The sequence below is a fragment of the Denitrobacterium sp. genome, assembly GCF_056180635.1.
The window spans coordinates 1-22,859 of record NZ_JAZZJS010000039.1 but is presented as its reverse complement, the minus strand read 5'-3'; the positions used below and the strand labels follow the sequence as shown (position 1 = coordinate 22,859).

Genomic DNA, 22,859 nt, shown 5'->3' with positions numbered 1-22,859 from the left:
GTGCTTTACGCCTGATGCTCCTGCTCGAGGCCGCGGTAAGCTGCGCATACCTCTTCGACCGTGCCGATCTTGCGCAGGTGGCCCTTCTCGATCCAAACGGCCTTCTCGCAGACGCGCTCGACCTGGTCGATGCTGTGCGAAACGAAGAGCAGGGTAGTGTTATGCTCGCGCACGAGCTCGTTGATCTTGCGTTCGCACTTTTCCTGGAACAGGAAGTCGCCTACGGAGAGAGCTTCGTCCACGACGAGGATATCGGGAATCGTAGCCGTTGCCACGGCGAAGGCCACGCGTGCGACCATACCCGAAGAGTAGTTCTTCATGGGCATGTCGAGGAAGTCGCGTACCTCGGCAAAGTCGACGATCTCGTCGAAGTGGGCATCGATGTACTTGCGGCTATAGCCCAGAAGCGCGCCGTTCAGGTAGATGTTCTCGCGTGCGGTGAGCTCCATATCGAAGCCGGCGCCCAGCTCGATAAGCGGGGCGATGGAACCGTTGACCTCGACATTGCCCTCGGAGGGCTCGAGCACGCCGGCGATGATCTTCAGCAGGGTCGACTTACCCGAGCCGTTCGTGCCCACGATGCCGTACACGTCGCCTTGCTCGACGGTGAAGTCGATGTCTTCCAGCGCCTTGAATTCCTTGAAGAACAGTTCGCGCTTGGCGAGCTTGATGAAGTATTCCTTCAGGCTGTTGAGCTGCTCGTTGGCGATGTTGAACACCATCGAGACATGGTCTATGCGGATAGCGGGTTCGCTCATGTTCTGTCCTAGATGTAGAGAATGAATTTGTGTTCGGTTTTACGGAAGACGATGAAACCGACCGCGAAGGTGATGGCCGCCATGCCGAAGCAGATGAGGTTTTCGGTAAGCGAGGGGCAGGTGTTCCACATCATGATGTCGCGGAAGAACGTCAGGTAGTGGTACATGGGGTTGAACTGCATGATCGTCATCATCCAGCCAGCGAGCATGTCGACGGGGTAGAAAATCGGCGTTGCGTACGTCCAGGCCGTGAGGAGCACGCCCCATAGATGCATGACGTCGCGGAAGAATACCGAGAGTGCCGAGATGAGAAGGCTCAGCCCGAACGAGAAGAGCGTGATGTAGATAACCAGGAGCGGCAGGCCCCAGATGGCGTGGATGCTGGGCAGCACGTGGAAGTACGCCATCACCAGCACGGCCGCAATCATCGAGATGGCCGTGTTAAGCAGTTCGAACATGACCTTTTCCATAGGGAAGATCATCTTCTCGATGCGAATCTTCTTGATGAGCGATTGCGCGTCGATGATGGACCCCATGGCCGAGTTGGTGGAGCGGTTCATGAAGTCGAACATGATCTGGCCGAGGATGAGGTACAGCGGGAAGTTCTCGATGTTGAATCGGAACATGTAGCTGAACACGGCTGCCAGGACGATCATCATGAGGAGCGGGTTGAGAACGCTCCAGACGACGCCCAGGAAGCTGCGGCGGTACTTGAGTTTGAAATCCTTGCTCACAAGGGAGGCCAGCACGAACTTGTTATGCTGGAATTCGGATACGCGTTTCTTTTCTATAGCTGCGTCTGCCATTCCATTTCCTTTTGAGTTTGTCCAGTCGCAAGCGTTTATTATCGCGATAATGCAGACGCGTATCAATTACGCCAACGCGAAAACATGGAATTCCGTTACTTGCCTTTCACATGCCCGCCCAGCTGAATTGTGGTAATAGTCGACGCGTTTCCCTGATGGATGGGCGCAGGGCGTAGAATAACACTGCATATATATGACATGTACATGTTAAAGGAGCGCACATGAAGGGCATCATTCTTGCGGGTGGTAGCGGTACCCGTCTGTATCCGCTTACCACGGTAACCAGCAAGCAGCTTCTTCCCATCTACGATAAGCCTATGGTCTTCTACCCGCTTTCCACGCTCATGCTCGCGGGCATCAAGGATATCCTCATCATCTCCACCCCGGCCGACCTGCCTCGCTTCCGCGACCTGCTGGGCGACGGCAGCCAGTACGGCATCTCGCTTTCCTACGCCGAGCAGCCTTCTCCCGATGGCCTTGCCCAGGCGTTCATCATTGGCGAGGAATTCATCGCGGGCGAAAGCTGCGCGCTGGTTTTGGGCGATAACATCTTTTATGGCAATGGGCTTTCCCGTCATCTGAAGGCCGCCGTCGACGCTGCGGAAAACAACGGCGGTGCCACGGTATTCGGCTATTACGTCGACGACCCCGAGCGCTTTGGCGTCGTGGAGTTCGACGAGGAGGGCCATGCCATCTCCATCGAGGAAAAGCCCGCTCAGCCCAAGAGCAATTACGCGGTTACGGGCCTGTATTTCTACGACAAGCGCGTATGCGAGTTCGCGCGCAACGTGAAGCCCTCCGCGCGCGGCGAGCTGGAAATCACCACGCTCAACGAGATGTACCTGAACGATGGCAGCCTCGATGTCGTCACGCTTGGTCGTGGCTACGCGTGGCTCGATACGGGTACGGTCGAATCGCTTTTCGAGGCATCCGAGTTCGTTCGTTCCGTCGAGCGCAGCCAGTCGATGCCCGTTTCCGTGCCCGAGGAAATCGCCTTCGAGAATGGATGGATCTCGCGCGAGACGCTGCTCGAAGCTGCGAAGACGTATGGCAAGAGCCCGTACGGCCAGCACCTCCAGAAGGTTGCCGACGGCCGTATCATGGATTAGGTGATTGCATGCGCATCCTCATTACCGGAGCTGCGGGTCAGCTCGGTCGCGAACTGGCGGGCATGCTCGCCTCGGGCGAAGCTGAAATCGGCCCCATTCCCGCATCGTACGTTGGCGCTTCCGTCGAGTGCGCCGATGCCGATACGCTTGACATTACCAACGCCGCAGCGGTAGACGCGTTCCTCGCGCGCGGCTTCGATGTCGTGTTCAACTGCGCGGCCTACACCAATGTCGATGGCTGCGAAGCCCATGAGAGCGACGCCTTCGCGGTGAACGCCACGGGCCCCGCGAACCTGGCGCGCGCATGCCAGCAGCATGGCGCCAAGCTCGTGCACGTCTCCACCGACTACGTATTCCCGGGCAACCAGCCCGAACCGCGCGTGGAAACCGACGAAGTGGCTCCCATTTCCGCATATGGACGCACGAAGCTGGCGGGCGAGAAGGCCGTCGCCGATGCGTGCGAGCGCCATTTCATCGTGCGCACGGCCTGGCTCTATGGTCACGAGGGCAAGAACTTCGTGAAGACGATGATGCGTCTGGGCGAGTCGCTTGACGCCGTTACGGTTGTGAACGATCAGCTGGGATGCCCCACGAACGCCAACGACGTCGCGTATCAGATGCTTCGCATCGCCGAAACGGAAAACTACGGCATCTACCATTGCGTGAACAAGGGCACCTGCTCATGGGCCGATTTCGCGCAGGCCATCATGCAGGAGGCCGGCCTCGACTGCCAGGTCATCCGCTGCACTTCTAAGGAGTACAAGGAAGCGCACCCCGAAAGCGCCTCGCGTCCCGCGTATTCCTCGCTCGTGAATGGTCATCTGCGCGATACGATTGGCGATACCATGCGCCCCTGGCAAGACGCGCTTCACAGCTATATGGGTAAGTAGCCTTCGCTTTGCGAAGCCAACTATAAGGAGATTCATGAAAACGTATTTGGTAACCGGCGGTGCTGGTTTCATCGGCAGCAATTTCGTGCTGTACATGCTCGCGAAGTACGAGGACATCCGCATCGTGAACGTTGACGTGCTCACGTACGCCGGCAATCTGGAGAACCTGAAGGACATCGAAGGCGACGAGCGTCACATCTTCAGCCAGACCGATATTCGCGACAGCGAAGCCATCGCGCGTCTCTTCGGCGAGTACGATCCCGATTACGTCGTGAACTTCGCGGCTGAAAGCCATGTCGACCGCTCCATCGCGAACCCCGAAGTGTTTGCCGATACGAACGTCATGGGCACCGTCACGCTTCTGAATGCCGCCCGCGCCGCCTGGCAGCAGGCCGATGGCTCGTGGACGCCCGGCAAGAAGTACCTGCAGGTTTCCACCGACGAGGTGTACGGCACGCTCTCGCTCGACAAGCTCGACGAGTTCTTCCGCGAGGACACGCCGCTTTCGCCCCATTCGCCCTATTCCGCCAGCAAGGCAGCGGCTGATATGTTCGTTGCGGCCTATGGCGACACGTACGGCATGCCCATCAACATCACGCGCTGCTCGAACAACTATGGTCCGTACCAGTTCCCCGAGAAGCTCATTCCGCTCATGATCAACAACGCGCTTGCGCATAAGGAGCTGCCCGTGTACGGCGATGGCCTGAACGTGCGCGACTGGCTGTACGTGGAAGACCACTGCAAGGCCATCGACATGGTGCTGAACGACGGCAAGCTTGGCGAGGTGTACAACGTGGGCGGCCACAATGAGCGCGCCAACATGTTCATCGTGAAGACGATCATCGCCGAAGCCTCGAAGGCCGTGAACGACCCGGCCATTACCGAGGAGCTCATTCGCCACGTCACCGACCGCGCTGGTCACGATAGGCGCTACGGTATCGCCCCCGATAAGATCAAGGCTGATTTGGGCTGGTACCCCGAAACCAAGTTCGAGGATGGCATCGTTCGCACCATCGAGTGGTACCTCGAGCACAAGGAATGGATGGAGCACGTGACGAGCGGCGCCTACCGCGCATACTACGACACGATGTATTCCGCCAAGGAGGTTCTGGACTAGATGGAGTTCGGTAAGCTCACGCGCGGCGACGGCAAGATCTACATCGCGCTGGATGCCGCGGTGCCCGCTGGTTCCAGGCTCGTTGTTTCCTCGCGCGCCGATGGCGGCAACAGCATGCCCGCGCTTGCCCTTCGCGGCCAGCAGCCGGGTGCGTACGTAGTCGTGCTACCCGTCATCTCCGTTGAGCAGGAAGTAAACGCGCAGGTAGTCGATGAGTCGGGCAAGGTGGTTAGCAGCGCCTCTCTCTCCGTCGACCCGAAGAAGTCGGCGTGGCAATCGAAGCGCAACACGCTTCTGAAGGACGCTGCAACGTCCATGCGCAACATCGATTCGGAACCGCGCTTGGATTGCGCCAACATCCGCATCGACCGCATCGTTCTGTTCGATGACGGCAGGAACGTCCTGCATGGCTTCATTTGCGCATACGCGCCCGAGTATCGCGATGAGTCGCTGAACAACGCTCAGATTCGCTTCGTCGGCATGGGTGGGGAAGTGCTTGAATCGCCGAAGGTTACCACGTTCGGCGAAAAGCCCATTCCCGTTACGCTCACGTCTCCCGACGGTGCCCGTCTCATCGAATTCTCGTTCGAGCTTCCCGTGCATGACGCAGATTTCTTCATTTGGGTGTCGTTCCCAGGTGGAAATGCGCCCGACGGCTTCATTCGCATGGAAGCCTCGCGCATCGAGCGCATGCGCGAGGATTTCTTCTTCATGATGTCGCATACCTCGCAGGGAGATGCGTACGACGATTGGTTCCGCCGCGTGCATCGTACGTCGCCCCTCATCGTGGAAGCGCAGAAGAGCGCTCGCTTCGATATCGAGCCCCTCTTTTCCATCATCGTGCCGCTGTTCAAGACGCCCATCGGCTTCTTCTGGGAGATGGTGGATTCGGTGCGCGCGCAGTCGTACGCCAAGTGGGAGCTCGTGCTGGTGAACGCTTCTCCCGACGATGCCGAACTTGCCGCGAACGTGCAGAAGGCCATCGAGGCCGACAATCGCATTCGCCTGGTCACGCTTGATGAGAACAAGGGCATCACGCTCAACACCAACGAGGGCATTCGCGCTTCGAAGGGCGATTTCCTCTGCTTCTTCGATCATGACGACATCATCGAGCCTGACATGCTCTTCGAATACGTGAAGGGCATCAACGCCTATCCCGATACCGACTTGCTCTACTGCGACGAGGACAAGATCGAGGACGGTCGTTACTTCGATGGCCTGCTGAAGCCCGATTTCGACATCGAATTGCTTACGGCCTGCAACTACGTGTGCCACATGCTCACGGTGCGCGCGTCGCTCGTGAACGAGCTTGACGAACTGCCTGGTAGCGAGTTCGACGGCGCGCAAGACCATAATCTCACGTTCATGATTGCCGAACGTGCCCGCAACATCTTTCATGCGCGCAAGGTGCTCTATCATTGGCGCGTGCACCAGCAGTCTACGGCTGCGGCGGCCGATGCCAAGCCATGGGCGCAGGACGCCGGCAATCGCGCGGTCGAGGCGCACTTCAAGCGCATCGGCGTGCCCGTTACCGTGGAAAACGACAAGCCCGCGTTCTACCATCGCGTGACGTACCATATGCCCAGCGAGCTTCCCAAGGTGTCCATCGTCATTCCCACGAAGGACCATATCGACTTGCTTTCCACCTGCGTCGATTCCATCTTGCAGAAGAGCACGTACGGAAATTACGAGATTGTTCTCGTGGAAAACAACAGCACGGAACCCGAAACGTTCGCGTACTACGACGACATCGTCGCGCGCGATTCGCGCGTGAAGACGGTCCGCTTCGAAGGTTCGTTCAACTTCTCGGCTATCTGCAACTTCGGCGCGCGCCACGCGACGGGCGAGTACCTGCTGTTCCTGAACAACGATACCGAGGTCATCACCCCCGATTGGATCGAGCGCCTGCTCGGCCCCATGCTGCACCGTTCTAGCTGCGCATGCACGGGCGCGATGCTCCTCTATGCCGACGACACGATTCAGCACGTGGGCGTAATCGTTCCCAAGGCGAACCCCGACCATCTGTGCCATTGCTTCCCGTGCGACTCGATGTACCACTTCTCGCACCTGCAGCGCACGCGCGAAGCCTCTGCGGTTACCGGTGCCTGCATGATGGTGCGTACGAGCATGTTCAACGACGTCGATGGGTTCGACGAGCGCTTTGCGGTCGCGTACAACGACATCGACCTCTGCCTGCGCCTGCGCGCGCAGGGCTGGAACGTCGTCATCGAGCCCATGGCGCGTCTCTATCATTACGAATCCGCTTCGCGTGGCTCCGACTTCACCAACCCCGGAAAGTTTGCGCGCCTGCATAGCGAAGGCGGTCTTTTCCGCGAGCGTTGGGGTAAGTACATCAGCGGTGGCGATCCGTACTACGGTACGCTCTGCGCCCGCGAATCAACTAGGTACGAACTTGATTGGATGCGAGAGGAATGGAAACTATGGACCAAGGCGTAATCACGTCTGGCAACTTCACCTTTACGAAGACCTCTATCGACGGCGTTATCATCGTCGACGTGAAGGCGTACGGCGATAGCCGCGGCTACTTCATGGAAACCTACAAGCGCCCCGATTTCGTGGCTGGCGGCATCGACGTCGACTTCGTGCAGGATAATCAGAGCTCCAGCACCAAGGGCGTGCTGCGCGGTTTGCATTTCCAGATTGAGCACCCGCAGAGCAAGCTCGTCCGCGTCGTTTCGGGCAAGGTCTTCGACGTGGCCGTCGACCTGCGTGAAGGTAGCCCTACGTACGGCGCGTGGGAGGGCGTGGTGCTTTCCGCGGAAAACAAGCGCCAGTTCTTCATTCCCCGTGGGTTTGCCCATGGCTTCCTCGTCCTTTCCGATACCGCCGAATTCTGCTACAAGTGCGACGACGTCTATCATCCCAACGACGAGGGCGGCCTGATGTGGAACGACCCGGCAATCGGCATCGAATGGCCCGCCATGGATGGCGACGAGGCCTTCGACGCGTCGAAGATCGTCCTTTCCGATAAGGACAAGGTTCACCCCGCGTTTTCGAAGTAAGTCTTTGCGGCACCACCGGTTCGATGGTGCCGCATTCATGTTGCGCGCCGTTCGTCCTTGGGGGATTTAGCGTATGTTCCCCGAAGCGCGAGAGGGTTGCGTATACTCGGTATGGCTTAACGTTTAGAAAGGAATGATCGTGTCTCAGTACGATTATCTTATCGTCGGCGCTGGCATCTCGAGCGCCGTGTTCGCCCATGAAGCGGCCAAGGCGGGGAAGACCTGCCTCGTCATCGACCGTCGCCCGCATATTGCCGGCAACGTGTACTGCGAGGATATCGAGGGCATTAACGTGCACAAGTACGGCGCCCATATCTTCCATACGTCCATTCGTCGCGTGTGGGATTACGTGAACCAGTTCGCCGAGTTCAACAACTACGTGAACAGCCCCGTGGCCGTGTACAAAGACGAGCTGTACAACCTTCCGTTTAACATGAACACGTTCAGCAAGATGTGGCCCGAGGTTCGCACGCCCGAGCAGGCGAAGGCGAAGATCGAAGCCCAGGTTGCCGAAGCTGGCATCGGCGAGCCCTCGAATCTGGAGGAGCAGGCGCTTTCCCTGGTTGGCCGCGATGTATACGAGAAGCTCATCAAGGGCTACACGGAAAAGCAGTGGGGCCGCGACTGCAAGGACCTCCCCGCGAGCATCATCAAGCGCCTCCCGTGCCGCTTCCGTTACGACAACAACTACTTCAACGATCGCTGGCAGGGCATTCCCATGGGCGGCTACACCAAGATGGTCGAAGCCATGTTTGGCGACACGCCCATCAAGCTGAACACGGAATATCGTGAGTTCATCGCGCAGAACCCCGACGTGGCCGACCGCGTGATCTACTGCGGTCCCATCGACGAGTTCTACGATTACCAGCTCGGTCGCCTCGAATATCGCAGCCTGCGCTTCGAGAGCGAAATCCTCGATGAGGAAAACCACCAGGGCAATGCCGTCGTGAACTACACCGAGCGCGAAGTGCCCTACACGCGCATCATCGAGCACAAGCATTTCGAGTATGGCGCGCAGCCCAAGACGGTTATCACGCGCGAGTACCCCGCCGATTGGAAGCCCGGCGACGAGCCGTACTATCCCATCAACGACGAGCGCAATTCCTCGCTGTATGCGCAGTATGTCGAGCTCGCCTCGAAGGAGGGCAAGGTCGTGTTCGCCGGTCGTCTGGGCGGCTACAAGTACTACGACATGGACAAGGCCATCGACGCTGCATTCGACCTGGTAGAGTCGGAGCTTGGCGTAGTCATCGCATAAGCGAACCGTAAAATTCGCAGTGTGGGAAGGGCTCTTCGGAGCCCTTCCTTTTCATTGCGCCAGGCGGGTAACGCTCCGTAAATGAGACCTCTGTTATGGTAGTATTCCTCATATAGAGAATGCTTCTCGCATGAGGGAAATGGGGCTGCCATGTCGAAGTATCTTCCTAGCTTGCGCCTGCGTGCTGCGTGTGTCGCTGCTGCCGTCGCGTTCGCTTCTCTGCTTTGCTTCTCGTCGGCGCCCGCCTTCGCTGCGGAAGCCGAAGAAGGCGCCGATTCCTCGCTTCCCGCGGATGGCGTTGTCGCCGTTCCGGAGTTTGCGAATGCCCCGAGCGTGCCCGCATCCGATGTCCCCGTCGCGAGCTCCGAGGGCGAAAAATCTGACGTTACCGATGCTTCCGCAGCTGATGTGCCTGCGGCTGCCGCCGGAGCGTTGCCCCAGGCGGTCGAGCAAGAGGCCCCAGATGCGCTGCCTGCGAATGAGGGGGAAATCTCCTCTGGGCTTGAAGCGTATTCTGACGACCCCGCGCCCGGCGATGAGGGCGAAGGGGAAGACCCGGCTCCTACGTACGAGGAATCGCACGTTAACATGTATCGCCTGTACAACTCCAATTCCGGTGAGCATTTCTACACGGCGAGCGAAGCCGAGGCGATGAACATCGCGGGGCTTGGATGGCGGTGGGAGGGCATCGGCTGGGTTGCCCCCATTACCTCGGAGTTCCCCGTGTATCGCCTGTATAACCCAGTAGCGGGCGACCATCATTACACGATGAGCCTGAAGGAGCGCGATGGCCTGGTGGCGAAGGGCTGGCGCTACGAGGGCATTGGCTGGTACTCCGATTCGGAAGATCAGCTTTCCATCCTGCGTCAGTACAACCCCAATGCGAAGGCGGGCGCCCATAACTTCACTGCTTCCGCGAAGGAAGACGCCGCGCTCGTGGCTGCGGGCTGGAGGAGCGAGGGCGTTGCCTTCTACGCAACCAACGGGGCGAACCTCCCGTTCACCGCGCGCTGGCTCGTGTCTCCCGCCTGGACGGGCTCCCTCGAGCGCTATTGGATCGACGCAAATGCCTCCATTGCGAAGTCTCGCCTGGTTACGGCATCGGAAGGTGCAGGCTATACGGCCTATGCGCGCCCCAATGGCATCATCGTCCGCGGAAAGTGGGATAGCAACGCCGGTCGCGTGTACGTTGCCGATAACAATGGGAAGCTCGCCTCCACGTCTGACGGCAAGACGGGCTGGCTCGTCACCAAGGCGTACGACGGCGTGCTGCAGCGCTATCGCTACGACGGCACCACGCATGCCATGCTTTCCGGTTTCTTCGTCGTCGATGGCGCACGCTACTTTGGCATGGGTGGTCAGGGTTACGTGCTTCGCGGCAAGACCAACTGGGGCAACCATGTGCTCCTCGCTAACAACGACGGCGTTATGCCCGCGAATGCGGGCTGGCTCGTTACGGGCGACTACGACGGCTCCGTGCTGCAGCGCTATTGGCTCGAGAGCGTGAACGGCGTTTACGTGGGAGCGCGCACTGGCTTCTTCAACGCCGAGGGAAGCAAGTACTTTGGCGTGTACAACCAGGGCTATGTCTTCCGCAACGACTTCATCAAGGATGGGGGAACATGGTACAAGGCCGATAACGACGGCAAGCTCGTGAAGTCGGTGCCACCCGCGCAGTACTTGATGACCGAGTACGCGCAGCGCTTTTCGAGCGCTACGCGCTGGCTGATCATGATCAACCTCGATACGGCCATGCTGGGCGTGTACACGGGTTCGCAGGGTAACTGGACGTGCGTGCAGTACTGGCTTTGCTCGCCTGGCAAGCCTTCCACGCCCACGGTAACCGGCACGTTTACCACGCTCGACCGCAAGCCGCATCTCAGCACGGCGTATTCCGCGCAATACTGCACGCGTTTCTACCGCGACTTCTTCATCCATAGCATCTTGGGCACGGGAAACGAGCTTGGCAGCTATCGCTACCTGTCGCATGGATGCGTGCGCGTCGAGGTTGCCAACGCGAAGTGGATCTACGAGAACGTCCCCCTGGGCACTACCGTTCACGTGTACAACTAGCATGCGAAGGGCGCGCGTGGGAACCCTGAAGCTTGCTTAATTGCGGCGGCCCATTTGAGCGGGTCGTATGTAAAGTAAGTTGGCGCGCGAGTATTCGTATATACTTTTTGAAGTTTGAGCATGTCGAACTTTAGGGGACTATTCAACTCATGAGCAAAGGAAAACACGCCGGCCACGGCACACCGGTTACTCGCTACGATAATCAGTGGGGCCAGGGTGATGGCGATTCTCAGTGGATGCCCAGTGGTATGGTGCCCATCAATCCATATTCGCGTTCCGCCTATGCCGAAAACATGGCCAACAAGAAGGGCAAACGCCGTCGCCGCAGGCGCATCGGCCTCACGATTACGCTGGTTATCGTGGCCATGCTCGTTTGCGCCGGAACGGCAGCCGCTCTGTATTTCTCGAACCAGGTGAAGACCATCGACGAGAACTTCGCGCAGGGCCTCGACGAGAATATCGAAGACGCCCTGGTGGAAACGAATGCGCCGAGCGATCCCTTCTACGTGCTGCTGATGGGAACCGACGGCTCGGTGGAGCGTGCCGAAAGCGGTACGTTCGATGGCGTCTTCCGCACCGACACCATCATTCTCGCGCGCGTCGACCCGGGTAATAAGAAGGTCACCATGATCTCCATCCCGCGCGATACGCAGGTCGATATGGGGCAGTACGGCCTCCAGAAGATCAATGCCGCATATGCGTTCGGTGGGGCATCGCTTGCCGTAACCACCGTATCCGATCTATGCGACGTCGATATCTCGCACTTCGTGCTGGTGGACATGGACGGCCTTGCGGCCATCGTCGACAACTTGGGCGGTATCGAGGTCGATGTGCCCATGGAAATCGATGACGAGGATTACACGGGCCATCTCGACGCTGGCCTGCAGACGCTCGATGGCTGGCAGACGCTCATCTTCGCGCGTAGCCGACATGCGTACGACGAGGTGGGCGACGGCGACCTTCTGCGCGCCGCCAACCAGCGTACCGTTATCAGCGCCATCGTCGACAAGCTCTTCCAGAGCGACATCATCACGATGAGTTCGTCGATCACGAAGCTTTCCTCGTTCATCCAGACCGACCTCACCGTTAGCGAAATCGTGCAGTATGCCCAGGCCATCAAGGGTATCGACATGGAAAACGACGTGTACAGCGCCACGGCGCCCGTCGAGTCGGTGTACGAGAACAACATCTGGTGGTGCAAGCTCATCACCAAAGACTGGGAAACCATGCTCGATCGCATGAAGCAGGGGCTTCCTCCCACTGAAGAAGAGGTGGTCGACTCCGCGACGGGCATCGTCGTCTCGTCGGTGGGCGACAGCGGCACGAGCGGCGTCACGGCCGATACGTCCACGTCTTCCACGACGACGGTCACGCAGGATGGTTCGGTTGTGGTGAAGAACGGATCGGGCGTTTCGGGCGCTGCGTCTTCCGCGGCCTCCATGCTGGCCAAGGCAGGCTTTAACGTGAAGGAAGTGGGCGACGCCGATTCCGACACGTACACGAGCACGCTCATCATCTACGCTTCCGACGAGCATGCCGACGAAGCCCAGACTATCAACGAGGTCATGGGTGGCAAGAACAAGGTTCAGAAGAACGACGGAACGTACGCGATGACAGGCGATTTGCTGGTCGTGCTTGGCTCGGCCGACGCATCGAGCCGCTAGGTTTCAACGCCAATGGGGGAGCGCCGACGATGTCGGCGCTCCTTTTTTGTAAATTGGAAACATCTTCGAAAAGAACTGCGTGTACTATGTTCCCAACCACATCGTTAGACTGGTGACGCTATGCGTCTTGGCGACATGAAGGGAAGGCTTATGACCCCCGATCAGGAATACGTTCTTAAAACGGTTAAGGCCAGGGACGTCCACTTCGTTCGCTTTTGGTTCACCGACGTGATGGGGAACATGAAGTCCTTTGCGGTGAATCCCAACGAACTCGAGCACGCATTCGAAGATGGCATGGGCTTCGACGCCAGCTGCATCAACGGCTTTTCCGATACCGCCGAAAGCGACATGCTCGCGTTCCCCGATGCGTCCACGTTCCAGATTCTTCCCTGGCGTCCCGATTCCAACGCGGTCGCCCGTATGTTCTGCGACATTCGCACGCCCGAGGGCGAGCCGTTCGAAGGCGATTCGCGCCTCATCCTTTCCCGCGTCGTGCAGGGAATCCGCGAGGCTGGCTATGAACCGAACATCGGCCCCGAAGTCGAGTACTTCTATTTCCGCGATTCGCACGGCACCGAGCTGCTCGACCGTGGCGGCTATTTCGACCTCACCGAGCTCGATTCCGGCAGCGACCTGCGCCGCGATACCGTTCTAGCCCTCGAGAACATGGGCATTCCCGTGGAATACAGCCACCACGAGAACGGCCCCAGCCAGCATGAAATCGACCTGCGCTATTCCGACGCCTGCAGCATGGCCGATGCAGTCATGACCTACAAGATGGTCGTGAAGGAAATCGCCTCGCTCCACGGCGTGTACGCGAGCTTCATGCCCAAGCCCCTCACCGATTGCCCGGGCAGTGGCATGCACGTACATCTAAGCCTGTTCGATCACGACGACCGCAACGCGTTCTTCGAGCCCACCGATCCGCTTGGCCATCGCCTCTCGGCTACGGCCAAGCATTTCATCGCGGGCCTGCTGCGCTACGCGCCGGAGTTCTGCCTCGTCACGAACCAGTACGTGAATTCCTACAAGCGCCTCACCGGCGGCAAGGAAGCTCCCGCATACGTTACGTGGGCGCGCAGCAACCGCTCCACGCTCGTTCGCATCCCCGGGTACCGTCCCACCGAGGAAATGGCATGCAGGGTGGAAATGCGCAACGCCGACCCTGCCTGCAATCCGTATCTGGCGTTCGCGGTTATGCTCGCGGCGGGCATGGCGGGTATCCGCGAGTCGCTTCCGCTGCCCGAATCGTCCGAGGGCGTGAACCTCTCGGCGCTCGACCCATGCACGCTCCACAAGATGGGCGTGCAGAAGCTTCCTACCACGCTGGGCAACGCCATCGAGCTCTTTGCCGAAAGCGATCTCATGAAGTCGGTGCTCGGCGAGCACATTCACGGCTACCTCGTGGATGCGAAGTCGCGGGAGTGGCACGAGTACCTTAAGCAGGTTTCCCCGTGGGAGCTCGATCGCTGGCTGGAAGTGTTGTAGCTATGGCGCGCAAACAGGTGGCCTTCGTAGCCGACAGCCTCGATAACGCTTACACGTTTCAGAATGCCCTATCCGATATGGATGTCGACGTCGTCGCCTGGTCGAGCGCGCGCTTTGAAAAGGCGACGACCCAGCGTTTCGATTTCGACTTGCTCATCTACGAGATTGCGGGCAATCTCGCGGAAACGCTTCACAAGCTCGAACGCGTGCTCTCCAGCGAGTCGAATGCGTGCGCGCTGTTCGTGGTGAATCCCTCGTACTTGCCCGATTTGTGCCTGCCTACGCAGGTGAAGTGCGATTTCATCCTCTCGGGTGCGACGGGCGCCGAATGCGCCGCCCGCATTCGGCAGCTTCTCTGGCCTGGAAACGAAACGAATGTCGACGACTACATCGTCGTCGATTCCATGACCATCAACCTCGCTACGTACCAGGTCGACATCGACGGCACGCCGCTCGATTTCACCTACCTCGAGTATGCGCTGCTGGCGTTTCTGGCGTCTCACCCGGGGCGTACGTATTCCCGCGATGCGCTCCTCAGCCGCGTCTGGGGATTCGACTATTATGGCGGCAGCCGCACCGTCGACGTGCACGTGCGACGCATTAGGGCAAAGCTTGGTCCGGAACTTGCACAGCATTTGGAAACCGTGCGTGGGGTAGGCTATCTCTGGAGCGTGTAGGGTATACTCAACTTTTCAAAAGCTGTATGTACCGGAAGCGTGTCCTATGTCTAAGAAAATAGCCGTTATCGACGGAAACTCATTGATGCATCGGGCGTACCATGCGGTGCCTCCTACCATGAACGCACCTGATGGAACGCCTACCAACGCCGTTTTCGGCTTCCTTTCCATGTTCTTCAAGTTCATCGAGGAAGCGGCTCCCAACGCGGTTGTCTGCGCATTCGACGTGGGCAAGCCGAAGTTCCGAATCGAGGCGCTCGAGCAGTACAAGGCGCAGCGTCCTCCCATGGACGACGAGCTGCGCGTGCAGTTCCCCCTCATCGAGGACATCCTGGCCAGCATGAACATTCCCGTCGTGAAGGTTCCCGGCTGGGAGGGCGACGACATTCTGGGCACCATTTCCGCACGCGGCGATGCCGCCGGCTATGACACGCTTCTGGTTACCGGCGACAAAGACGCCTGCCAGCTTGCCAGCGAGCACACGCACATCGTCAACACCAAGAAGGGCATCTCCGACGTCGTGATCTACGATCCGGCGGGGGTCGAGGAAAAGTACGGCGTAACGCCTGCCCAGATCCCCGATTACCTGGGCTTCATGGGCGACTCGTCCGATAACATCCCCGGCGTGCCCGGCATCGGCCCGAAGAGCGCGTCCAAGCTCCTGCAGCAGTTCGGCAGCATGGAGGGCGTGTACGAGAACCTCGACAAGCTGAAGGGCAAGCAGCTCGAGAATCTGCAGAACAACCGCGATGCGGCATTCCTGTCGCGCGACGTTGCCGTCATCAAGCGCGACCTCGACTTCGAGCTCGACCTCGAGGGCCTTGCGTTTCCGTCGTTCAGCGCGGAAGAGGTTACCGAGGCTTTCGAGAAGCTGCGTCTCAAGGCCCATCTGGGCAAGGCGCTTGCGCTCATCGGCGGGGAAGTGGTTTCGAAGAGCGTCGAGATTCCCTGGCGCGACTACCTCACGGGCGAAGAGGCCATGGCATTTGCCGACGCCGTTTTGGACGACGGCGTGGCGCATGACGCCGAAGACGTGGTGGGCATTGCGTTCAAGAAGAGCGAGCAGGCCTCGATCTTCGGCGACGACCTCATGCTTGCCGTATCCACGGCGGAGGGCTGCGCGCTGCTCGATGGCTCGTCTGCGCAGGCCATGCTCTCGCACGCCGTACTCGTTTCCAGCGTGATTCCCGTTGCCGTGTTCGATTCCAAGCAGGTGGCTGGCGAGGTCTATCCCGCCGACACCACCGAGGAAAAGCTCATCCACACGCCCGACCTCTTCAACATGAAGCTGTTCGACGTGAGCCTCGCGGCCTACGTGCTCGACTCCTCGGCACGCGATTACGAGCCCGCGCATCTTGCCGAGCGTTACCTGGGCGGCGCGCTCCCGAGCGTTTCCGATGACGCGGACGCCCTGGTGGTGCAGGCTGCGGCCATGCGCCTTCTTGCGCATGAGCTGAAGGGGCGCCTGGAAGACGACGGAGTCTATTCCGTATACAGCGATATCGATGCTCCGCTCGTTCCCGTGCTCGCGTCCATGGAGCGCGTGGGTGCGGCTATCGATGCCGACCACTTGCAGGCGCTTGGCGAGAAGACGCAGGGCCAGCTCGACGAGCTTGTCGCGCAGATCTACGAGGTGGCTGGCGAGGAATTCAACGTCGATTCCCCCAAGCAGGTTGGTCATATCCTGTTCGAGGTCATTGGCTTGAAGCCCAAGAAGAAGACCTCGCGCGGCTATTCCACCGATGCCAAGGTGCTTTCCGAGCTTGCCAACGAGCATGAGCTCCCTGGCCTCATTCTGAAGTATCGCGAGCTCGCCAAGATCAAGAGCACGTACATCGACGCGCTGCCGAAGATGCGCCGTGGCGATGGGCGTCTGCATACGTCGTTCAACGAGACGGTTACCACGACGGGCCGCCTCAGCTCGAGCGACCCCAACCTGCAGAACATCCCCGTGCGCACCGAATTCGGTCGCCATATCCGCGAATGCTTCGTTCCCCTTCAGGAGGGGCACGTGTTCGTGTCGGCCGACTATTCCCAAATCGAGCTGCGCCTCCTCGCGCATCTTTCGGGTGACGAGCATCTCGTGGCCGCGTTCAATTCCGGCGCCGACTTCCATGCGGCAACCGCGTCGCATGTGTTCGGCGTGCCCATCGATGAGGTAACGCCCGAGCTGCGCAGCAGGGCGAAGGCCGTAAACTTCGGCATCGTGTACGGTCAGCAGGCGTATGGCCTGTCCCAGAGCCTGAAGGTCTCGTTTGGTGAGGCCCAGCAGATGATCGACCAGTACTTCGAGGCGTATCCCGGCGTGCGTTCCTACCTCGATGGCGTCATCGAATTCGCCCGCGAGCATGGCTACGCCGAGACGATGTTCGGTAGGAAGCGCCATATTCCCGAAATCAACGTGCGCAATGCGCAGCAGCGTTCCTTCGCCGAACGCACGGCCATGAACCATCCCATGCAGGGTAGCGCCGCCGACATCATCAAGATGGCGATGGTGCAGGCGGAATCCAGGCTGCGTCATGAGTTCCCCAACGCCAAGCTCATGATTCAGGTGCACGACGAACTCGACCTGTCCGTTCCCGCCGATCAGGTGGAGGCAGTAAGCGAGCTTCTGCGCGATGTCATGCAGAACGTGGCCGAGCTTTCGGTGCCCCTCATCGTCGACGTGCAGTCTGGCGAAAACTGGGCCCAGGCTCACTAGAGGTTCCGATGCATCTCACCGATTCCCAATGCGATAGGTATTTCGACGTGATGGATTGCCTGCTCACGTATGTGAACGGGCGATTCAGCGTGGTTGATGCGAACGAGGTCGACGACCGCGACCCGCTCATCGAGGCGAAGCTCGCGCTCATCGCCCATGAGCTTTGGGAAAACGTGGCCGTCATCGACGACTTCGTGCGCGATAATCCCTACGACCTTCCGCAGGCCGACCTGTCGCTGTGCGAGTCGTGGAAGTACGCCCTTTCCGGCACGTTCACGGTGGTGCGCTACCAGCAGGGGCGTGCCGTGCTCATGAACGAATCGGGCGTGTACAGCGTTCAAGGCGTGGAAGCCGAATGGGAAGAGGTCCTGGGGCGCGTGCCGGCCGTGGTGGACGCCGTGCTCCTTCCGTTCGAGGGCTCCATTATCTACGACGGATTTCTTTCGATTGGCGACGTGCCCGAAACGCGTGCGCGCGCCATCTACGACGAGTTCGAAGTGCGCTGCCAGGAAGGCGTGGCCACGACGGAGGCGGAATTCCTCGAGCGTTCGCGCGCCTATCACGACAAGCAGCGCATGCTCGAAATCGAGAAGTTCATGAGCTCGCTCGATCGCTTCGACGCTAGCGAGCCCGAGGTGCTTCCCGAGGGCTTTCACCGTGGCGCGCTTGCGGGTCTTTTGGGTGATGAGCGCGATAGCGCAATCGATGCGTATCTCGCCAAGCGGTTTGGCGAGTCGCAGGCGCCCACGCGCGAGATGAATGCCAACGACGAGGCGCTTAACGTCATCGGGCTTTGCACGCTGTATTGCGGCCTTGTGCGCTTGCCCGACGCGTATCGCCAGTACTGCGCTTGCGTGAGCGACCCCATGAGCGAGGAAGCCTTCAAGGCTCTTGCCGTAAGTGCCGGCCAGGACAAGGAAGCCCCCTTCGTCATCTGGGTCGACGAGGGGCAGGTATACGCCATGCACTTCACGCTCGACGAAGCCTACGTGTCTGCGCAGGTCGCGCAGCGCATCACCGATGCGTCGCCCATGCAGGCCTTCATGTCGATGGAGCGCAATATCGCCGAATTCCGCCGCATGCTCGAAGACGAGCTGGGTAACCTGGAGGGCATGCGCCATTACCTCGCGCGCGAGCACGAGAAGTATTCCATGCGACCCTTGCCGCCGTACTCGCCCGACGCCGATGCGTTCGACGTGATCTTCGAGAATTCGTGCGTGAAGACGCTCATCTCGTTCATCGATGCGCACATTCCCGACGGCCAGGATGACTACCTGTTCGCCGATAGGGTGGTGGAGGAGCTTGTGCTGGGCGCTATCGAAATCGGCGACGTGCAGGCCATGCATGCCTATACCCAGCAGGTGGGCCTTGAGGGCTGCTGTTCCGACGCGAATCGCCTGCATCAGCTTGTGGCCAACGTCTACGACAATGTTCCTTCGTGGGAAAACAACGGCTGGTCGCCCCGCGAAGTGCGCGAGCGTCTAACGGGACGCCGCGAATTCTACGATGAGCGTGGCGAGCTGATGAGAGTGGGCAGCAACGACCCATGTCCGTGCGGAAGCGGACTCGAGTACCGGGATTGCTGCGGCCGCTAATTACTTGTTTGCGGTTTCGACGCTGAAGGCGATCGTGCCAGTAGCGTCTCCCGTTACCGCCACCACGTAGGTGCCCGACGCGATGCCGTCGATGGTTTGGGAAACGCTTCCCGAAAGAGTTCTCTCGAATGCCGTGTAGCCGCCTTCTTCCGAGATCGTGAGCGTGGGGGAGCCCGAGGAAACGCTTGCCTCGATATGCAGGTTCTCGCCATCTGCGATGGTTACGGCGTTCGACTGGTCGCCTTCGGCAAAATCGAACGTGAAGAGCTCGTTTGAGTATATCTTTGCAGGCTCCTGCGTTTCGCCTTGCGCGCTCTGCTGGCTTTCGCTTGCGGCTTGTTCCTGGTTCGCGGCTTGGTTTTCCTGGCCCGAGTTCGAGCATCCGAATGCCAGAATGCATGTGGCGCATAGAAGCGCGCAGATAATTGCCTTACGCATGGTTCCTCCCGTAATTGCCTTCTCGCTATTGTACGCGTTGAGCGCGGCTCCTGCGATTCATTCGGCGGGCGGCAAAGGATGTCGTATTCTACAAACAATTGCATGCAATTAAATATGACGATATAATAACGAAGGCGTTTCGAAGCGGATATTCGTTGTTCGGGGCGCTATAGTTACACACAACACATGAAGCGCATTGAGCGCACTGAAAAAGGAGTAAATCATGGCTCACGTACTTTCTTCCGCAGAATTCGATTCCAAGGTTCTTCAGGCTTCCGAACCCGTGCTGGTGGACTTCTACGCCGATTGGTGCGGTCCCTGCAAGATGATGGCTCCCATGATCGACGAGATTGCCGTCGAGATGGAGGGCAAGGCAAGCGTCTACAAGCTGAACGTCGACGAGTGCCCCGATATCGCCCAGCGCTACAACGTCATGAGCATTCCCACGCTCATCGTGTTCGAGGGCGGTCAGGTGAAGAATCAGACCCTCGGCGCGCAGCCCAAGGCTTCCGTGCTCGCGCTGTTCGAATAAGCGGTCTGCGAGGTTTGCGATATGAACGAGTTTGATATTGCCATTATCGGCCAGGGCCCGGCTGGCCTCACGTCTGGGCTGTATAGTGCCCGAGCTGGCCTTTCCACGGTTATGTTCGAACGCATGATGCCGGGAGGCCAGATGGGCGAGACCGACAAGGTCGACAATTACCCGGGTTTCGCGGAAGGCGTGAGCGGCTTCGAGCTGGCCATGCAGATGAGCCAGCAGGCAACGCGCTTCGGCGCCCAGAGCGTTCAGGAAGACGTCGTTTCCGTCGACTTGGAATCGTCTCCCAAGGTGATTACCACCGCTTCCGGCTCGTATCAGGCGCGTGCGGTTATCTTCGCGCCCGGCGCCCGCAGCCGTAAGCTCGAGGTTCCCGGCGAGGCGGAATACGCGGGCAAGGGCGTTTCATACTGCGCCACCTGCGACGGCGGGTTCTTCCGCGGCAAGGACGTCGTCATCGTGGGCGGTGGCGAAACCGCCGCGAGCGATGCCATCTACCTGGCGCGTCTTTGCAACAAGGTCTATGTGGTCCATCGTCGCGATGCCATGCGCGTGAGCGCGGCAAGCGTGCAGCAGATGGAAGCTGCCGAGAACATCGAGTTCGTGTGGAACTCCGAGGTCCGCGAAATCATGGGCGAAGACGGCAAAGTTTCGAGCGTGGCAGTCGTGAACAACCTGTCGGGCGAGGAACGCGTCATTCCCACGAGCGCCGTGTTCGTGGCCGTTGGCAAGGTTCCCAACACCGAGCCGTTCGCCTCGGCGCTGCCGCTCGATGAAGCTGGCTACATCATCGCAGATGAAAGCGGTGTCACTTCGATTCCCGGCGTATTCGCCGCGGGCGATGTGCGTACGAAGCGCCTGCGTCAGGTTTCCACGGCGGTTTCCGATGGTGCAAATGCTGCGGAGGTCGCTGCAGAGTGGCTTGCATCATGCTAAGATAGCCCAGTTATATGAGTCTCCGCATACGAGCGGGGAAAATATCGATATATGCGAACGCGTCGCACTGCGGCGCGTTTTCGTGAATACAGGCGAAGGGTGAAACATGCTCGAAAAGGAAAAGCTCGAGAAGATCATCGAGGCGTACCGCGAGATTCAGGTCAAGATGACCGACCCCGCGGTTCTGGGCAACCAGAAGGAATACAACCGCCTCGCCAAGGAATATTCCAACCAGACCCCGCTTGCCAAGGCGGCCGCCAAATACGTGAAAGACCTCGACGACCTGGCCGAAGCCAAGGAAATGCTCGGCGAGGCCGACATGAAGGAGTTTGCCCAGGAGGAAATCGCGCGCATCGATGCCGAGCTGCCTGGCCTGGAAGAAGACATCAAGTTCATGCTCATTCCCGCCGACCCGGCCGATGAGAAGGACATTATCGTCGAAATCCGCGCAGGTGCCGGTGGCGATGAAGCCGCCATTTTCGCGGGCGACCTGTACAAGATGTACTCCCATCTGGCCGACGAGAAGGGCTGGAAGATCGAGACGCTCGACGCTTCCGCTTCCGAAGCTGGCGGCTACAAGGAAATCCAGTTCAAGGTCAAGGGCGACCGCGTGTACTCCGAGATGAAGTTCGAATCGGGCGTCCATCGCGTGCAGCGCGTTCCCAAGACGGAAAGCCAGGGCCGCATTCACACGTCCACGGCAACCGTGGCCGTTCTGCCCGAGGCCGACGAGGTGGAAGTCGACATCAAGCAGGAAGACCTGCGCATCGACGTGTACCGTGCAGGTGGCCCCGGCGGTCAGTGCGTTAACACCACCGACTCCGCCGTGCGCATCACGCATCTGCCCACTGGCCTGGTGGTTCAGTCCCAGGATCAGAAATCTCAGCTGCAGAACAAGATTGCGGCCATGGCCGTTCTGCGCGCGCGTCTGTACGACAAGATGCTCGAAGAGCAGCGCGCCGCGGAAGGCGCCGAGCGTCGTGCCCAGATTGGCACGGGCGACCGCTCCGAGAAGATTCGCACGTACAATGGCCCGCAGGACCGCGTAACCGACCATCGCATCGGCTATAACGGCACGTACAACGGCATCCTGCTGAACGCAGGCGGCGCGGGCATCGACGAGCTCATCACCGCACTGCAGGCAGCCGATCGCGCACGCAAGCTGGAGCAGGCTGTCTAAATGTCCGAAACGTGGACGGTCAAGAGAATCCTCGAATGGATTAGCGGCTACCTGCGCGAGCGGGGCGACGAGAACCCTCTTCTCTCCGCTCAATGGCTGGTTGCCGAGGCCTTGGGCGTTTCCCGCATTCAGCTCTACGCCGACTACGACCGTCCCCTTACCATCGAAGAGCGTGACGTCCTGCGCGATTATACGCGCAGGCGTGGCGCTGGCGAGCCTCTGCAGTACATCACCGGCACCACCGATTTCCGCTTCATCACGGTGCACGTGAAGCAGGGTGTTCTCATTCCCCGGCCAGAAACCGAAGTCCTCGTGAGCGAGGCCATCTCTGCCGCGAAACCGCGCCTTGCGGCATTGCGCGAGGCGGCGCGCGCTACCGAGGAGCGCGCCGATGGTGAAGCTGTCGCAGATGAGGCGGCGTCTCATGCCGAATCGGCGCTCCCCGAAATTTCCGAGCGCGAAGAGAATCCGTTCCGCGTGGTCGACCTTTGCACTGGTACGGGCTGCATTGCCTGCTCCATCGCGAAGGAGATTCCGGAATCCCAGGTTGTCGCTACCGATATCTCGGATGATGCCGTGGAGCTGGCAACGTTGAATGCCAGCGAGCT

Annotated in this window: 19 protein-coding genes; 16 read left to right on the top strand and 3 right to left on the bottom strand. The window is 59.6% G+C overall.

The genetic code is table 11. From position 1 onward, the window contains the following. Positions 1-5: 5 nt before the first annotated feature. Positions 6-758: an ABC transporter ATP-binding protein gene (locus tag AC04P6_RS03190; RefSeq protein ID WP_475565149.1), complete on the bottom strand. Its 753-nt coding sequence runs from the start codon at positions 756-758 to the stop codon at positions 6-8. 8 nt (positions 759-766) lie between these two features. Continuing rightward, positions 767-1,564: an ABC transporter permease gene (locus AC04P6_RS03185; RefSeq protein WP_475565148.1), complete on the bottom strand. Its 798-nt coding sequence runs from the start codon at positions 1,562-1,564 to the stop codon at positions 767-769. 221 nt (positions 1,565-1,785) lie between these two features. Between AC04P6_RS03185 and rfbA the strand changes: the two genes are divergently transcribed. The 12 genes from rfbA (at position 1,786) to AC04P6_RS03125 (ending at position 19,159) form a co-directional block, all read left to right on the top strand. Beyond that, positions 1,786-2,673: a glucose-1-phosphate thymidylyltransferase RfbA gene (gene rfbA / locus AC04P6_RS03180; protein ID WP_475565147.1), complete on the top strand. Its 888-nt coding sequence runs from the start codon at positions 1,786-1,788 to the stop codon at positions 2,671-2,673. Between the two features lie 8 nt (positions 2,674-2,681). Further along, entirely contained in the window at positions 2,682-3,563 is an 882-nt protein-coding gene (gene rfbD / locus AC04P6_RS03175; protein ID WP_475565146.1) for a dTDP-4-dehydrorhamnose reductase, read from the top strand. 34 nt (positions 3,564-3,597) lie between these two features. Further along, a complete protein-coding gene (gene rfbB, locus AC04P6_RS03170; RefSeq protein ID WP_475565144.1) occupies positions 3,598-4,680 on the top strand; it encodes a dTDP-glucose 4,6-dehydratase in 1,083 nt (360 codons plus the stop codon). Then, complete coding sequence (locus tag AC04P6_RS03165; RefSeq protein ID WP_475565142.1) at positions 4,681-7,137, top strand: glycosyltransferase family 2 protein; 2,457 nt, start codon at positions 4,681-4,683, stop codon at positions 7,135-7,137. It abuts the gene before it with no gap. Continuing rightward, positions 7,122-7,703 carry a dTDP-4-dehydrorhamnose 3,5-epimerase gene (rfbC, locus tag AC04P6_RS03160; protein WP_475565141.1) on the top strand — a complete coding sequence of 194 codons (582 nt, stop codon included), beginning with the start codon at positions 7,122-7,124 and terminating at the stop codon, positions 7,701-7,703. Before AC04P6_RS03165 ends, rfbC begins: the two co-directional genes overlap by 16 nt. Positions 7,704-7,836: 133 nt before the next feature. After that, entirely contained in the window at positions 7,837-8,961 is a 1,125-nt protein-coding gene (glf, locus tag AC04P6_RS03155) for a UDP-galactopyranose mutase (protein WP_475565140.1), read from the top strand. Between the two features lie 150 nt (positions 8,962-9,111). Then, positions 9,112-11,034, top strand: a complete 1,923-nt coding sequence (locus AC04P6_RS03150; protein WP_475565139.1) for a L,D-transpeptidase family protein — start codon at positions 9,112-9,114, stop codon at positions 11,032-11,034. Positions 11,035-11,183: 149 nt separating this feature from the next. Next, positions 11,184-12,698 (top strand): LCP family protein, encoded by a 1,515-nt coding sequence (locus AC04P6_RS03145; protein ID WP_475565138.1) that lies wholly within the window; start codon positions 11,184-11,186, stop codon positions 12,696-12,698. Positions 12,699-12,833: 135 nt separating this feature from the next. Next, positions 12,834-14,186 carry a glutamine synthetase family protein gene (locus tag AC04P6_RS03140; RefSeq protein ID WP_475565137.1) on the top strand — a complete coding sequence of 451 codons (1,353 nt, stop codon included), beginning with the start codon at positions 12,834-12,836 and terminating at the stop codon, positions 14,184-14,186. A 2-nt stretch (positions 14,187-14,188) separates the two neighbouring features. Then, a complete protein-coding gene (locus AC04P6_RS03135) occupies positions 14,189-14,863 on the top strand; it encodes a winged helix-turn-helix domain-containing protein (protein ID WP_475565136.1) in 675 nt (224 codons plus the stop codon). A gap of 46 nt (positions 14,864-14,909) precedes the next feature. Beyond that, complete coding sequence (polA, locus tag AC04P6_RS03130; protein WP_475565135.1) at positions 14,910-17,564, top strand: DNA polymerase I; 2,655 nt, start codon at positions 14,910-14,912, stop codon at positions 17,562-17,564. Between the two features lie 8 nt (positions 17,565-17,572). Beyond that, the gene (locus AC04P6_RS03125; protein WP_475565134.1) at positions 17,573-19,159 is read left to right on the top strand and encodes a YecA family protein; all 1,587 of its coding nucleotides are present in this window, start codon (positions 17,573-17,575) and stop codon (positions 19,157-19,159) included. On the opposite strand, the gene AC04P6_RS03120 is transcribed toward AC04P6_RS03125, so the two are convergent. Further along, entirely contained in the window at positions 19,160-19,597 is a 438-nt protein-coding gene (locus AC04P6_RS03120) for a hypothetical protein (protein WP_475565133.1), read from the bottom strand. It abuts the gene before it with no gap. A 223-nt stretch (positions 19,598-19,820) separates the two neighbouring features. Here AC04P6_RS03120 and trxA point away from each other — a divergent pair, with 223 nt between their 5' ends. The 4 genes from trxA to AC04P6_RS03100 all read left to right on the top strand — a co-directional run. Further along, positions 19,821-20,129 carry a thioredoxin gene (gene trxA, locus AC04P6_RS03115; protein WP_475565132.1) on the top strand — a complete coding sequence of 103 codons (309 nt, stop codon included), beginning with the start codon at positions 19,821-19,823 and terminating at the stop codon, positions 20,127-20,129. A gap of 21 nt (positions 20,130-20,150) precedes the next feature. After that, positions 20,151-21,071 carry a thioredoxin-disulfide reductase gene (gene trxB, locus AC04P6_RS03110; RefSeq protein ID WP_475565131.1) on the top strand — a complete coding sequence of 307 codons (921 nt, stop codon included), beginning with the start codon at positions 20,151-20,153 and terminating at the stop codon, positions 21,069-21,071. A 106-nt stretch (positions 21,072-21,177) separates the two neighbouring features. Further along, positions 21,178-22,251, top strand: coding sequence for a peptide chain release factor 1 (prfA, locus tag AC04P6_RS03105; protein ID WP_475565130.1), 1,074 nt, complete (start codon positions 21,178-21,180; stop codon positions 22,249-22,251). Continuing rightward, on the top strand, positions 22,252-22,859 hold a 608-nt coding region (locus tag AC04P6_RS03100), incomplete at its 3' end, for a N5-glutamine methyltransferase family protein (protein ID WP_475565129.1).